Genomic DNA, 14,017 nt, shown 5'->3' on the forward strand with positions numbered 1-14,017 from the left:
GATCTGTCGTGCAATCTCGCTGCCGGGATTTCGCAGTGCCGCTTTCTTTCGTCCGCCCTTGAGTGCGGAGAGTCCGGCGACTCCAGGATTGCGCACTTTGCGGGCCGGTTGAAGCGCTGGCGAGATTTGATCGCCAAAGTGTCCGATTCGATCTCCTCGGACGGTACCGTTCAGTTCCATCTGCGGGCGCGGGGCGGAGTGGACAGCGGACGATCGACCAATGCAAGCTGTCCGCATGGCAGTTGACAAATTTGATAGGGCGTCAGCCGATGCCAACAGCTCCTTACCCGGACGCAGCGACCACCTCGGGCGGGCACTCACCGGCCGCGACTTCCACGGCAGGCCCGCATGACCGACACCACTGACACCACCGGCGACACCACCGGCGCCGCGGCCTCACCGGTCCGCCGGCCGGGACTCGCACTCGGCGTCCTGGCCGGGGCGCTGGCCCTGGACGTGAGCGGCCTCGGAGTGCTCAACGCTGCGCTGCCCTCGGTGGGGGAGCGCTTCCACCTGGACGAGAGCACGCTCCAGTGGGTGATGACCGCCTACGCCGTCACGTTCGCCGGCTTCCTGCTGGTGGGCGGCCGACTGGCCGACGTGATCGGGCGGCGGCGGGTGTTCGAGGCAGGCGTCGCCCTGTTCACCGTCTCCGCGCTGGTCGGGGCGGTGGCCCCCAACACCGTGACGCTGCTGGGCGCGAGAGCGGTCCAGGGCATCGGCGCCGCCCTGTCGGGGCCGGCCGCGCTGGCCCTGCTCACCGACACCTTCCCGGCCGGTCCGGCGCGCAACCGGGCCTTCGGGGTGTACGCGGCCGTCGGCGCCGCGAGCTTCAGCGGCGGGGTGCTGCTGGGCGGCGTCCTGACCGAGTTCTTCGGCTGGCGCTCGGTGCTGTGGTTCTCGGTGCTGGTGGGTCTCGGCGTGCTGGGCGCGACGCGCATCGGACTGCCCGGCGGCGTCGGGCACCGCGGTCGGCTGGACCTGCCCGGGGCGATCACGGGCACGCTCGGCCTCACCCTGCTCGTCGTCGGTGTGAGCAGCAGCGGCGCCACGGCGTGGATCGTGCTAGGCGGCGCGGTGCTCTCCCTGGTGCTGTTCGTGGTGCGCGAGCACCGCACCGCCGACCCGGTGCTTCCGCTCGGCCTCCTCCGGATCGGCTCGGTGCGGGAGGCGAGCCTGGCCGCGTTCCTCCAGTACATGGGCTCGGTCGGGATGCTGTTCTTCGCGCCCCTGTACCTGCAGGGGATGCTGCACTACTCGCCCTTCGAGTCCGGCATCGCCCTGGTGCCGATGTCCCTGGCCGTGTTCCTCACCGCCAACTTCGCCACCGGGCGCCTGCTGGCCACGTACTCCCCGCGGACGCTGATGGCCGTCGGCCTCGTCCTGATCGGCGTGGGCACCGGCCTGTGGCTGGGCACGCCGCAGGACGGCAACTACGTGCTGCACGTACTGCCCGGTCTGGTGGTCAGCGGCATCGGCCAGGGGCTGAACTTCCCCTCGATGACGTCCGCAGGCCTCTCCGGCGTCCCGGAGCAGCAGCAGGCCGTCGCCGGCGCGGTGAACGTGGTGACGCAGCAGATCGGCGCCAGCGCGGGCGTGGCGGTGATGGTCCTGGTCGCGGGGACCAGCGCCGACCAGCTCGCCGGGTACCACCTCGCCTACGTCACCGCCGCCGTCGCGTGCGTGGTGGGTGCGGCGGTCATCGCCGTGAGGCGACGGGCCTGATTTCTCCTCCCGGGGGCGGTGGCCGGCGTGAGCCGGCCACCGCCCCTTCGTCATGTCCGGGGAGCCCGTGGCGCGTCGGCCGTCGTCCCCCGTGCCGCACCCGCCGCCGTCCCCCGTCCCGTGCCGGCCGTCGCCCCCGTGGGCCCGGAGCCCCGCCCCCGGGCCGTGCGGCCGGCTCCCCGGCGCCGGCTCAACCCGCCTCGGAGAGCCTTTCGTTCCTGGCGAGGGCCGCCGCCCGGACGTCCAGCAGTGCGAGCAGGACGGGCGGGTCGAGGGCGTGCACGGGCCGCAGGCGCAGTTCGAGCGGCTTCGGCGGGACGTTCGCCCTGATCTCGACGGGGCCGACGGAGCCGACGGAGACCTCGCCGGTGAGGACTTCGTCGAAGGAGGCGGGGACGGAGTGGGCGAGGAGGTACCAGGTCCCGGGCGGCACGTGTTCGAGGAGGAAGGCGCCGGGGCGGGGGAGGACGGTACAGGCGGCCGGCCGGCCCTCCGGGATGCGGGTGCGGAAGAGCCCGACGAAGACGCGGCCGAGGCCGTCGGCGACGGGAGCCCGGATCTCGCCGCGGACGGTGGCGAGATCCGTGGGCCGGGCCCAGCGCCGCCGTTCGAGTTCGATGCTCGTGGTGAAGCCGCGTAACTGGCGGAACATCGTGGGCGACGTGCCGACGCTGCTGGCGAACCGTGAGCTGAAGGTGCCGACGCTGTTGTAGCCGACGCGGTGGCTGATCTCGGTCACGCTGAGGTCCGTCTCGATGAGCAGACGTTTGGCGGCCTCGATGCGGATGGCGGACAGGAAGCGTCTCGGTGAGACCCCGGTCACCCGCTGGAATTCCCGGGAGAAGTGGAATTTGCTGTAGACGGCCGCCTGTGCCATGTCGTCTATGGTCAGTATTTCGCCGATGTTCTCGTGCATGACCTCGATGGCTCGGGCCACGGCCTCTTCGATTGCGGGCTTCACAATGACTCCAGGTTCTCGCAGTACCGGTGGACGACGGAAACTCCGCTCCGGTATTGCGTCCTGGAACGCGGCCGAGGGGGGCGGGCGGCCTGAAATACCGGAGCGCGCGAGGTTTACCCGCTCCCTTCTGTTAAGCGACGGTGACACACCGTGGCACCGTGATAACGACTGATGACCGTAGCAGGCGGACATGACAAGTTCAACGACTTCCTCGCGCGTTGATTTGGCAAAGCCGAGGGGTGGAATACCGGCCGGTATGTGTTTGAACTATTGAAGCAATTGACGAGATGCGCCGGAGGGGGGCATACGGATGTCACGGACGGGACGGATGTGACTCAGGAGTACTCGTGTGACGGCTGCGCCGGTCCGGCGTCGGAGCGGAATCGTTCGGGAATTCACCGCGGATCGCGCCGGCCCCGCCGTCAGTCCGAATCGGTCGTCGCCGGGTCCACCTCCTCCCACAGTCGCTCCACGGAGGCCGCCACCGATGCGACCGCGGCCTCCAGGATGTCGCCGGCCGCGACCATCAGCCCCACCAGCTGCGCCTCCAGCAGCCGATCGGCGTCGCACGGCTCGGTCAGGTATTCGCCGAGCTCCAGGACCACCAAACCGTGCACCGCGGACCACATCTGATGCGCCACCAGCTCGGCGTCCTCCGAGCGGAACCGGCCCGCCTCGATGCAGCGGGCGGCGCACTCGGCCACGCCGGCCAGAGTGTAACGGCCGTATTGCCGGTCCTCCTCGCCCAGCGAGAACCCGGCCAGCGAGGAGCCCCCGAACATCACCGCGTACAGGTGGGGGTTGGCCAGCGCATTGCACCGGTACGCACGACCCAGCAACGCCAGGTCGCTCACCGGGTCGTCACTGAACTCCACCAGGGTGAAGTAGTGCTGGAGCCGGGTGAACCCTTCATGAACCATGGCGCGCACCAGCCCGCGCATTCCGTTGAAGTGGGTGTACAGGGCCATGGTGGAGGTGCCGCTCTCGCTCGCGATGCGGCGGGCGGACAGCGCTTGCGGCCCTTCCTCCGCCAGCAACCGGGCGGCGATGTCCACCAGTGCCGGACGGGCACCGGGATCCGTGCGACGCGGACTCATTCCCTCAGTCAAGCAAAACGCCCTTATGTCAGGTACGTTCGCGCCCACAACCCTCCGATCCCCGCACAATGCGAGAAGCGGCCCGCGCGGCGCCGGGCATAGCTTTCCAGTCACTCAGCGCGACATTCCAGGGGCGGCCGACGGCCGGAGGAGAAATGTCGACGCCCGGTCGCGCGACCACCACACCAGCGCTCGACGGAGGTCGCTCTTGTCCACCACCACACGCCCCGGCCGGATCACCGGCGCCACATTGCTCCTCTCCTTGGGCAGCCTGATCGTGCTGGTCTCCTCCGCAGTGGCCTTCCGGCACTCCTTCGCGATGGATCCCGCGATGCCGATGGACCACATGTCGGCCGACGACGGCCGGAAGCTGCACGGCATGGCCCTGTCGGAGATGCCGGAGATGTTCACCGCCCTCGCCGGACTGCTGATCGTGGTGGTCGGCGCCGCCCTGCGCGGGCGGCCGAAATCCGTCGAGGCCGACTCCGGGACGGGGCGGCGCGGCCGGCTGCTGATTCTTCTCATCGGTACGGCCGCCCTCACCATCGACATCAGCAAGACCTCCACCCTGGGCTTCGTCATCCCCGGCATGCGGGCCGAGTACGGGCTCGATCCCCGCGCGGCCTCCCTGCTGGCGGTCTGCGGACTGACCGGGACGGCGACCGGGGCGCTGCTGTTCGGCGTGCTCACCGACCGGATCGGCCGCCGCAGTTCCTACCTGATCGCCACCCTCGGGTTCACCGCCACCAGCATGTGCGGCTCGATGCCCACCTTCGAGGGCAACCTGGTGATGTGCGCCCTGATGGGCGTGGCGGTCGGCGGCCTCGCCCCGCTGCTGATCACCCTGCTCACCGAGACCGTCGGCGGAAAGGTCCGCGGATCGGTGGTGGTGGCACTCTCCGTCGTCGCCACCGCGGTCGGCTACCTGGTCGCCGCCGGCTCGGCGCTGTGGCTGGAACCGGTGTTCGGCTGGCGGATCCTGTGGCTGATCGGCGCCCCCACCGGTGCCGTGCTGGCCCTCCTCACCCCCTTCGTCCCCAACCGCACCTCGGCCCCCGCCCCGGTGGCCGCGGGCGCGCCGTCGGCCGTCCAGCACCTGCCCAGGTCCTCACGGGCCCTCACCCACGGCCTCCAGCGCGCCTTCGCCACCCTGATCGGACTGCTCACCTTCGGCCTCACCACCTGGGTGCCGAGCCTGGCCCGGATCGGCGGCGTACCGGTGCACACCGCGAACCTGATGCTCACCATCGCGGCGATCGTGATGATCCCGTGCGCCCTGCTGCTGATGCTGGGCTACCGCCGCTTCGGACCGACCTCCATGGCGGCGGGCCTGGCCACCGTCACCGCGGTGCTGCTGCTGGCGCTCACGGCCAGCGGCGCGGTGGCCGAGGTGGGCTGGATCGCCGCGGGCGCGCTGGTGGCGGCCCTGTTCTCGGTGAACTCGATGGCCGCGATCTTCCTCCCGATCGCGGCCGACCTGGCGGATCCGGAACGGCGCGGCCGGACCACCGGGTGGGTCTCCCTGTTCAACCGGCTGGGCGGCCTGATGGGGCCGCTGCTGCTGGCGAGCCTGGTGTCCTCGCCCTCCGCCGTCCTGGTGGCGGTCTCCGTCCTCGCCCTGCTGTGCGGCGCGGCCGCCTGGTACATCAGCCGCCGGCACCGGCTCGCCCTGGTCGGCCTGGAGCCGGTGACCGACTGAACCGACCGACCGAACCGGCTGACTGACCGACTGACCGACCGACCCACCCACCGACCGGGAGCACGCAGGCCGGCCGACCGACGAACCCGTCGGTCGGCCGGCCTGCCGTGTTCCGCCGCAGGAGCGGACGCACGGGGGTACGGACAGGCAAGGGGAGGGGAGCGCCGCGGAGCGGGCCGAGCGCTCAGCACGAGCAGAGAAGCCCGCCGATCCGCGCCCGGCCGATACTGGGCTGGCCCCCGATCCGACGCCCCGCAGCGTGCGTCGAGACGGCGTCGGCATCCGGATCCCCCCTACGGAAGGAACAGGCATGCCCGACTCGCAGGACGTGATATCCGCACTGGCGGCGGACGGCGACGCCGTCGAAGCCCTGGTGGCGAACCTGGCGGACGCCGACTGGAAGCGGCCCACGCCCGCGCCCGGCTGGACCGTCGCCCACCAGATCGCCCACCTCGCGGCCACCTTCAAGATCGCGGGAATGGCCGCGGGCGACCCCGAGGCGTTCAAGGCGATGGCCGCCGGCATCGGGCAGGACTTCGACGGCGCGGTGCAGCAGTCCCTCAAGCCCTACCTGGCGTCCGGTACGCCGCAGCTCCTGCTGGAGCGGTGGAACGCCGAGCGCCGGACCGCCGAGCAGGCCCTGGCGGCCGTCCCGGCCGGCCAACCGGTGCCGTGGCTGGTCCGCCCGCTGCCGGCGCCCGTGCTGGCCGCGGCCGGCATGATGGAGCTGTTCGGCCACGGCCAGGACATCGCCGACACGCTCGGAGTGCACCGCGAGCACACCGACCGGCTCCGCTACCTGGTCGAATTCGCGGTCCGCACCTGGGACTTCGGGTACCAGGCGCGCGGGCTCACGCCGCCCGAGGCCGAGTTCCGCTTCGAGATCACCGCCCCGTCGGGAGCCCGGTGGGAGTTCGGCCCCGCCGACGCGGAGCAGCGCGTCAGCGGCCCCGCCGTCGACTTCTGCCTGCTGGTGACCCGGCGCCGGCACCGCGACGACCTGGCCCTGACGGCCGAGGGCAAGGACGCCGACGCCTGGCTCGACCTCGCCCAGGCCTACCGCGGCCCGGCCGGGGAGGGCCGCGCGCCCGGCCAGTTCCGTTCGCAGCCCGGGAACTGACCCTCCGTCACCCGTCCGGAAATCCGAGAGAGGGGACCTTCATGGCCACCCGTACCGACGAATGTGCCGTGGTTCTCGGCGGAAGCATTGCGGGCCTGCTGGCGGCCAGGGTGCTCTCCGAGTCCTACCCGAGGGTCGTCATCGTCGAACGCGACAAGATCCTCGGGGTCCGCGGCCCGCGCCGCGGCGTCCCGCACGGCAACCACGCCCACGGGCTGGTCGCCCGCGGCCACCAGATCATGGAGTCGCTGTTCCCGGGCCTCACCGACGAGTTGATCGCGGCGGGGGTGCGGCCCGGGGACTTCAGCAACGACATCCAGTGGTACTTCAACGGGCTGCGGCTGAGCCCCGCCCGCACCGGCCTGCCGTCCGTGCCCGCCACCCGGCCGGTGCTCGAACACCACCTGCGCGAGCGGGTGCGGGCGCTGCCGGAGGTGTCGTTCCTGGAGGAGCACGACATCGTCGCCCCGGTGACGGACGCCTCCGGACACCGGGTCACCGGGGTCAGGGTGCAGGCACGCACCCCCGGGGCCGAGGAGCGGACGCTCTCCGCGCACCTGGTCGTCGACACCACCGGCCGCGGCTCGCGGACCCCGCGGTGGCTGGCCGACCTCGGGTACCAGGCGCCGCCGGAGGAGCGGATCGAGATCGACCTGGCGTACACCACCCGCCACTACCGCCTGGAGAAGGACCCGTTCGACAGTGACATCGCCATCATCCCGGCCGCCACGCCCTCGCACCCGCGCGGAGCGTTCTTCTACCGGGTGCCCGGCGAGGACAACCAGGTGGAGCTGTCGGTGACCGGGCTCCTGGGCGACCACCCGCCCACCGACCCGGAAGGGTTCCACGCCTTCGTCCGGTCGCTGCCCGTCCCCGAGATCTACGAGGCGATCCGCGACGCCGAACCCCTGGACGAACCGCTGCGCTTCCGTTTTCCGGCCAGCGTCCGCCGGGACTTCCACCGGCTGGAGCGCTTTCCGGCCGGACTGCTGGTGATGGGCGACGCGATCTGCAGCTTCAACCCCGCCTACGCCCAGGGCATGACCTCGGCCGCCCTGCAGGCGCTGGTGCTGCGCCGGCACGCCGCCGGGCGGCGGCTTCCCACGCCCCAGGCGTACTTCCGGGACATCGCCCGCGAGATCCGCTCCCCGTGGTCGTTCGCGGCGGTGACCGACCTGGGCTACCGGGGCGTCAAGGGCAAGCGGAACCTCCAGACCGCCCTGGTCAACCGGTACGCCGCGCTGGCCCAGCGGGCTGCGGTGCACGACCCCCGGGTGACCGACGCGCTGGTGCGGATCGCCGGACTCGTGGCCTCCCCACAGTCCCTGATGCACCCTCGGACGCTGCTGCGCGTGCTGCGCGCGGCCCGCCGTCCGGTACCGCCCTCGGCCTTCGGCGTGCCCGCTCCGTGAGCCGGCCGGTACCGGGTTCCGCTGGTGCGGAAAAAAGTTTTTCGCGAGGATGTCGCCAGATGTCGAGATCGGCGGATCAGCGCCGACTTAGGAGTGAAGGCCCCACCGGGCGCCTCACGTCGCAAGGAGCGGAACCATGAAGTACCTGATCATGATGTACCCGAACGCCGATGTCCTCGCCGCGCTGCCGGAGGAGGAGCGCAACGCGGTCTTCCAGGGCCACGGTGCGTTCATGGAGAAGATCAAGGCCACCGGTGAGTTCGTCGGGACCCTCGCTCTGGCCGGCCCGGACCAGAGCTCCGTGGTTCGCGTTCGCGGCGGCGTTCCCGCGGTGACCGACGGCCCGTACGCCGAGGCCAAGGAATACGTGGGCGGCACCTACATCATCGAGGTCGCGGACCTGGCGCGCGCCCACGAGGTCGCCGCGATGATCCCGGATGCCGCGGTCGAGGGCCTCGGCATCGAGGTCCGTCCGATCGTCTTCAGCGAGGGCGCTTCCGCCTGACCCGGCCGCCCGGGGGCCTCACGGCCCCCGGGCTCCGCCCCGCGCCCTCGCCAGTCCGTGTGCTGTGCATCGAGAGGACGAACACATGAAGGTTCCGGAGTTGCTCCGAGACAAGGTCGTCGTCGTGTCGGGCGTGGGATCCGGTCTCGGCCGGACGCTCGCCGTGCGGTGCGCCGAGGCGGGAGCCGACGTCGTACTCGTGGCGCGCACCGCGTCCTACCTCGACGAGGTGGCCAAGGCCGTCGAGGAGACCGGTCGCCGCGCGCTGGCGGTTCCCACCGACATCACCGATCCGGATGCCGCCGGCGCACTCGTCGCCGCCGCGCTCGACGCGTTCGGCCGGGTCGACACCCTGATCAACAACGCGCTCGTGGAGCCGCCGCACACGGAACTCCACGACACCGACCTGGACGACGTGCGCCTCGGCATGGAGGTGACCGTCTACGCGGCGCTGCGGCTGTCGAAGCTGTTCACCCCGGCGCTGAGGGACAGCCGCGGATCGATCGTCATGGTCAACTCGTCCGTCCTGCGGCACTCCAAGCGTGCCTGCGGGGCCTACAAGATCGCCAAGTCGGGCCTGCTCGCGGCGGCCCAGATGCTCGCCACCGAGCTGGGCCCGGAGGGCATCCGGGTGAACACCGTGGCGCCCGGGCCGATGTGGACCGACAAGGTGAAGGGGTTCATCGGCGAACTCGCGGCCATGCGCGGCCTGTCGTTGGAGGAGGGCTACCAGGAGGTGGCCGCCGACATGGACCTGCGCCGCCTGCAGACCCCGGAGGAGACCGCCGACGCGGTGCTCTTCCTCGCCTCGGACCTGGCGCGCGCCGTCACGGGCCACTGCCTCGACGTCAACTGCGGTGAGTACCACCACTGATCCCGCGTCCGTCCCGCAGGCGACCCGTGGACCGTAGGCCGGAGCGCCGGCCGGAGCACCCTGACGCTCCCGACGGACCCCAGGTGTCCGAGAACATTCGAACAAGTGTCCTCACGTGGAGCCGATGGTGTCGATCACCATCGGCTCCACGCGTCTGACCAGCGAAGACCGTGGATCCGCCGGGCGTCGCGGAAGTCTTCTCAAAAAAGTTCCGCGAACCGGCGCAAGAATCGGCCCGCTGCTTCGACAACGTAGTGAGCGACATTCCGAAATGATCGAAAGGACGCATCACGGCCATGTCCGTCACTACAGCGGAAACCGACCTCCCTCGCACGAGCGCGCGGCCCTGGCTGGCACTGGCGGTTCTCGCCCTGCCGACCCTGCTGGTCGCGCTGGATGCGAACGTCCTGTTCCTGGCGCTGCCCAAGCTCACCGCCGACCTGGGTGCCAGCAGTGTCCAGCAGTTGTGGATCACCGATGCCTACGGATTCATGGTCGCCGGTCTGGTGATCACCATGGGGACCATCGGCGACCGGATCGGGCGCCGCCGACTCCTCATGGCGGGCATGGCGGTGTTCGCCCTGGCCTCGCTGGCCTGCGCCTGGGCGACCAGCCCGATCATGCTGATCGCGGCGCGCGGCGTGCAGGGCATCGCGGGCGCCACGCTGATGCCCTCCACCCTCGCCCTGATCACCAACATCTTCCGTGACGACAAGCAGCGCGGGAAGGCCATCTCGATCTGGGCCACCTGCACCTTCACGGGTGCCGCCCTCGGGCCCGTGCTCGGCGGCGTGCTGCTCGCGCCGTTCTGGTGGGGCGCGGTGTTCCTGCTGGCCGTCCCGGTCGCGGCCGTGGTGCTGATCGCCGGGCCGATCCTGCTCCCGGAGTTCCGCCCCGAGCAGTCCCGCCGCCTGGACCTCACCAGCGTCGTGCTCTCGCTGCTGGGGATCCTCCCGGTGGTGTACGCGATCAAGGTCCTCACGCTGGGCACCGCGAGCACCGTCACCGGTGTGGCGGCGCTGGTCGTGGGCCTGCTGTTCGGCACCGTGTTCGTGCGCCGTCAGCTGAAGGGCGAGGACCCGCTGCTCGACCTGCGGCTCTTCGCCAACAGCTCGTTCACGGTCATGCTGACCGCGCTCGCGCTGGCCGGGATGATCCTCGCGGGCACCGCCCTCAACGTCACCCAGCTGCTGCAGACGGTGCTCGGCTACTCCCCGCTGGCCTCGGCGCTCTGGTTCGTCCCGATGGGCCTGTGCATGGCGGTCGGGACGATGTCCACGCCGGCCCTGATCCGTTCGATCACGCCGCGGACCGCGATCGTCGGCGGCATGTTCCTCTCCGCGATCGGCGCGGCGGTGCTGATCCTGGTGAACGGTGAGCACGGCCCCTGGCCGATCGTGCTCGGCACCGCGGTCATCGGTCTGGGCGCCGGTCCGATGTTCGCGCTCGGCATCGGTCTGGTGGTCGGCTCGGTGCCGCCGGAGCGCGCGGGTTCGGCCGCCTCGATGGCGGAGACCGCGAACTACCTCGGCGGTGCGCTCGGTCTGGCCGTCCTCGGCACGATCGGCTCCGCGGTCTACAGCAGCGAGATGAACGGCGTCGGTTCCGACCGCGCCCGGGAGACCGTCGCCGGCGCCGCCGCCGAGGCCGCGCAGCTCGGGGCCGACGCCTCCGCGGCGCTGCTGAAGACGGCGCACGCGGCGTTCGTCAGCGGGCTGAACGCCGTCGCCGCCGTCTCCACCGGGGTCTTCGTCCTGCTGGCCCTGCTGGCCGGGGTCTACTTCCAGCGGGCGGGCCGCAACAGCGGTCAGTGACCTGACCGGCCGACCCGACGGGGCCGGCGCGGGACCCACGGGTCCCGCGCCGGCCCCGTCCGTTCCTCAGGGCACGTCCGATTCCTCGGTCAGGGACAGCGTGCGCGTCGGGCACTCCTCGACCGCCGTCCGGGCGCCCGCGAGTTGGGCCCCCGCGACCCGTTCGGCCAGCACCACGACCGTGCCGTCACGGTCGTCCTGGTCGAACAGGTCGGGTGCCGCCAGGTAGCACCGGCCCGCGCCGATGCAGCTGTCGGGGTTGGTACGGATCCGCATGGAGTTCCCCCTCACCAGGTGACCGGCAACGCGTGCAGGCCGTAGTTGACGTGCTCCTCCTTGAACCGCAGCGCTTCCACGGGCGCGGCGAGCCGCAGCTCGGGAATGCGCTCGAACAGGGTCGTCAGGACGACCTCCAGCTCGGTCCTGGCCAGGTGCTGACCGATGCACTGGTGCGCGCCGAAGCCGAACGCCAGGCTGCGTTCGACGCGGTCGGGGTCGAAGACGTCCGGGTCCGCGAAGCGCAGCGGGTCCCGGTTGGCTCCCACCGTCAGACCGAGCACGCCCTCGCCGGCCGCGATCCGGACCCCGCCGATCTCGACGTCCTCCAGGGCCACCCGGGAGTTGGCGATCTCCGCGATGGTGAAGTAGCGCACCAGCTCGTCGATCGTCGCCGGCCAACGCGACGGGTCGGCGGCCAGCGACTTGCGCAGCACCGGCCGTTCGAGGAGCAGCATGGCCCCCAGACCGATGACGTTCGCGATGGTCTCGTGGCCGGCCATCAGCAGCATGAAGGCCATCCCCACGAGGTCGCGGTGGTCGGGGACGCCCGGCTCGCCGCGCCGCGCCGCCAGCCGGCCGATCAGGTCGTCGGTCGGGGTCCGCTCCTTGTCGGTCACCATCCCGTCCATGTAGCCCATGAGTTCCGCGGTCGCCACCCCGCCGGCCTCGGGGGTGGTGGCGTTCATCACCGTGAAGGAGGTCCGCAGGAAGAACTCCCGGTCGGCGAACGGGACGCCGAGCAGCTCGCAGATCACCAGCAGCGGCACCGGGTTGGCGAACGCGTCGATCAGGTCGGCGGTACGGGGGCCGGCCAGCAGCCGGTCGACGTACTCGTCGGTGATCTCCTGGATCCGGGGCCGCAGGCGGTTGATGCTGCGGGGGGTGAAGTCCGCGGCCACCGCGCGCCGGGCCAGGGTGTGTTCGGGGGGATCCATCCCGACCAGCGAGGTGGAGAACTCGGGCGCGGGGACCTGGTGGTCCATCATCAGCGGGTAGCCCGGGCGGCGCAGGTCGGAGCTGAACCGGTTGTCGCCCAGCATCGCCTTGACGTCCTCGTAGCGGGCCGTGGCCCAGGCGAGCTTGCCGCTGGGCAGCCGGACCTTGCCGAGGGTCGGCCGGTCGAGGAGCTCCTGGTAGCCCTCCGGCAGCGTGTACGGGCACGTCCGGGGCATCGGGTAGGACGGGTGGTCGGAGTGGTCGGAGTGGTCGGAGTGGTCGGAGTGGGAGGTCGGGTCGGTGGCTTCGGCCATGGCTGTCTCCGATCGTCGTGCGAGGGGTGCTCAGGTCTGTGGCTGGGGCTCCGGGTTCGGACGCTTGGGCGCACGCTGCGCCGCCGGGCGGCTCCAGCGGCGCATGGCCGGCATCTCCACGGTCTTGTGCAGGACCCAGGCCAGTGCGACGCAGAGGGCGTACAGGGCGATGACGAACGCGATGGCGACGGGCGTGCTGAACGCCGTCGGGGTGTACGAGTGGGCGTAGCCCACCAGGTCGCCCGCGAACGCCGCGTGCACCGCGAACATCACGGTGATGTGGATGATGTAGAAGGCGAAGGACAGTTCCCCGAGCCGCACCATGAAGGGCGCGCTGAGGGCCGTACGCCGGCCGGACAGGTCCCGGACGGCGAGCGCGCCGATCAGCAGCGCGGCCGGGACGGGGTAGAGCGCCGCTATCCCGAAGGGGATGGGCAGGTGGAACAGCAGCAGGAAGACGGCGAGGTTGAGCAGGGCGGCCGGCAGGATCCGGATCCTCGGCCAGCTTCCGGAGGCGACGATCCGGGCGAGGAACATGCCGATCACGAAGTCGATGCACCGCACGGGCGGGAAGAAGTACAGCGCCCACAGCTGGGGCCAGGACCCCGCGGGGTAGAACTGGCTCGGCGGGAATCCCGAGAGCAGCGGGTAGCTGATCGCCGGGAGCAGGACGGCGGTCGCGCCGAGGCCGATGATCCAGGACCACAGCGCCCGGTTGCCGAGCCGCCGGACGAACCGGACCAGCAGCGGGAACATCGCGTAGCAGAGCATCTCCACCGCGAGCGTCCAGGTCGCGCCGTTGAACTGGTACATGATCAGGTCCTGGGAGGGCCACCAGTTCTGGACCAGGAAGAGGTTGGCGAGGGCCGGTCCCCATCTGATCGTCTCGCCCGCGGCGGCGAACTGGGTCAGGGCGACGACCGCGATCAGGACGTGGGAGGGGCCTATGCGCATCACCCTGCGCCGCCAGAAGCCGGTCGCGGTCTGACCGGGCTTGGACGACCAGGTGAGGACGAAGCCGCTGAGGACGAAGAAGAACGACACCGCGAGGAACCCGATGCGCCCGTCGCCCGTCAGGGTGCTGAAGACGGAGAGGGCGTTCGGGTCCTTGAAGGCTCCGAGGACGAGCGCGTGGCTGGCGAAGACGAAGACGACGGCGACGGCCCGGAGGCCTTCCAGTGACGGCAGCGTCACCGTTCTCGCCGGTAGTGGCGAATTCATGGGCAACCCCTTTTCTCCGAGGCGGAACGCCGGGGCGGCACCACCCGGTCTTCGGTGGGC

General features: G+C 71.2%; 12 protein-coding genes. 7 read left to right on the forward strand and 5 right to left on the reverse strand.

Annotation, left to right across the window (positions count from 1 at the left end):
- Positions 1 to 348: 348 nt before the first annotated feature.
- A complete protein-coding gene (locus tag ACGFSC_RS09270; RefSeq protein ID WP_359906763.1) occupies positions 349 to 1,725 on the forward strand; it encodes an MFS transporter in 1,377 nt (458 codons plus the stop codon).
- A 190-nt stretch (positions 1,726 to 1,915) separates the two neighbouring features.
- Here ACGFSC_RS09270 and ACGFSC_RS09275 read toward each other — a convergent pair whose 3' ends face one another.
- Together ACGFSC_RS09275 and ACGFSC_RS09280 are read right to left on the reverse strand one after the other, a co-directional pair.
- Positions 1,916 to 2,686 carry a helix-turn-helix domain-containing protein gene (locus tag ACGFSC_RS09275; RefSeq protein ID WP_380359350.1) on the reverse strand — a complete coding sequence of 257 codons (771 nt, stop codon included), beginning with the start codon at positions 2,684 to 2,686 and terminating at the stop codon, positions 1,916 to 1,918.
- 422 nt (positions 2,687 to 3,108) lie between these two features.
- Positions 3,109 to 3,783 carry a TetR/AcrR family transcriptional regulator gene (locus ACGFSC_RS09280; protein WP_359915568.1) on the reverse strand — a complete coding sequence of 225 codons (675 nt, stop codon included), beginning with the start codon at positions 3,781 to 3,783 and terminating at the stop codon, positions 3,109 to 3,111.
- Between the two features lie 208 nt (positions 3,784 to 3,991).
- On the opposite strand from ACGFSC_RS09280, the gene ACGFSC_RS09285 reads away from it, so the two are divergent.
- The 6 genes from ACGFSC_RS09285 (at position 3,992) to ACGFSC_RS09310 (ending at position 11,207) form a co-directional block, all read left to right on the forward strand.
- A complete protein-coding gene (locus ACGFSC_RS09285) occupies positions 3,992 to 5,482 on the forward strand; it encodes an MFS transporter (RefSeq protein WP_359915570.1) in 1,491 nt (496 codons plus the stop codon).
- Between the two features lie 310 nt (positions 5,483 to 5,792).
- Positions 5,793 to 6,602: a TIGR03084 family metal-binding protein gene (locus ACGFSC_RS09290; RefSeq protein ID WP_359915490.1), complete on the forward strand. Its 810-nt coding sequence runs from the start codon at positions 5,793 to 5,795 to the stop codon at positions 6,600 to 6,602.
- A 41-nt stretch (positions 6,603 to 6,643) separates the two neighbouring features.
- Entirely contained in the window at positions 6,644 to 8,014 is a 1,371-nt protein-coding gene (locus tag ACGFSC_RS09295) for an FAD-dependent oxidoreductase (protein WP_359915488.1), read from the forward strand.
- Between the two features lie 136 nt (positions 8,015 to 8,150).
- Positions 8,151 to 8,519, forward strand: a complete 369-nt coding sequence (locus ACGFSC_RS09300; protein WP_359915486.1) for a YciI family protein — start codon at positions 8,151 to 8,153, stop codon at positions 8,517 to 8,519.
- Between the two features lie 100 nt (positions 8,520 to 8,619).
- Positions 8,620 to 9,393, forward strand: coding sequence for an SDR family oxidoreductase (locus ACGFSC_RS09305; RefSeq protein ID WP_359915484.1), 774 nt, complete (start codon positions 8,620 to 8,622; stop codon positions 9,391 to 9,393).
- A gap of 296 nt (positions 9,394 to 9,689) precedes the next feature.
- Entirely contained in the window at positions 9,690 to 11,207 is a 1,518-nt protein-coding gene (locus ACGFSC_RS09310) for an MFS transporter (RefSeq protein WP_359915482.1), read from the forward strand.
- 66 nt (positions 11,208 to 11,273) lie between these two features.
- On the opposite strand, the gene ACGFSC_RS09315 is transcribed toward ACGFSC_RS09310, so the two are convergent.
- From ACGFSC_RS09315 to ACGFSC_RS09325, 3 genes are read right to left on the reverse strand one after another with little or no spacing between them, the layout of a single operon-like run.
- On the reverse strand, positions 11,274 to 11,483 hold the full coding sequence (locus ACGFSC_RS09315) for a ferredoxin (RefSeq protein WP_359912847.1): 210 nt from the start codon (positions 11,481 to 11,483) through the stop codon (positions 11,274 to 11,276).
- An 11-nt stretch (positions 11,484 to 11,494) separates the two neighbouring features.
- Positions 11,495 to 12,736 (reverse strand): cytochrome P450, encoded by a 1,242-nt coding sequence (locus ACGFSC_RS09320; RefSeq protein WP_359912850.1) that lies wholly within the window; start codon positions 12,734 to 12,736, stop codon positions 11,495 to 11,497.
- 30 nt (positions 12,737 to 12,766) lie between these two features.
- Positions 12,767 to 13,957, reverse strand: coding sequence for an acyltransferase (locus ACGFSC_RS09325; protein WP_359912853.1), 1,191 nt, complete (start codon positions 13,955 to 13,957; stop codon positions 12,767 to 12,769).
- Positions 13,958 to 14,017 lie beyond the last annotated feature (60 nt).

Origin of the sequence: Kitasatospora sp. NPDC048715 (assembly GCF_043198905.1) — a bacterium.
GTDB lineage: Bacteria > Actinomycetota > Actinomycetes > Streptomycetales > Streptomycetaceae > Kitasatospora > Kitasatospora lactacystinica.

Bases quoted from the DNA above. Each gene is read 5' to 3' on its own strand.
- ACGFSC_RS09310 (WP_359915482.1), top strand. From the start codon at position 9,690: ATGTCCGTCACTACAGCGGAAACCGACCTCCCTCGCACGAGCGCGCGG.
- ACGFSC_RS09315 (WP_359912847.1), bottom strand. From the start codon at position 11,483: ATGCGGATCCGTACCAACCCCGACAGCTGCATCGGCGCGGGCCGGTGC.
- ACGFSC_RS09270 (WP_359906763.1), top strand. From the start codon at position 349: ATGACCGACACCACTGACACCACCGGCGACACCACCGGCGCCGCGGCC.
- ACGFSC_RS09290 (WP_359915490.1), top strand. From the start codon at position 5,793: ATGCCCGACTCGCAGGACGTGATATCCGCACTGGCGGCGGACGGCGAC.
- ACGFSC_RS09295 (WP_359915488.1), top strand. From the start codon at position 6,644: ATGGCCACCCGTACCGACGAATGTGCCGTGGTTCTCGGCGGAAGCATT.
- ACGFSC_RS09280 (WP_359915568.1), bottom strand. From the start codon at position 3,783: ATGAGTCCGCGTCGCACGGATCCCGGTGCCCGTCCGGCACTGGTGGAC.
- ACGFSC_RS09325 (WP_359912853.1), bottom strand. From the start codon at position 13,957: ATGAATTCGCCACTACCGGCGAGAACGGTGACGCTGCCGTCACTGGAA.
- ACGFSC_RS09320 (WP_359912850.1), bottom strand. From the start codon at position 12,736: ATGGCCGAAGCCACCGACCCGACCTCCCACTCCGACCACTCCGACCAC.
- ACGFSC_RS09300 (WP_359915486.1), top strand. From the start codon at position 8,151: ATGAAGTACCTGATCATGATGTACCCGAACGCCGATGTCCTCGCCGCG.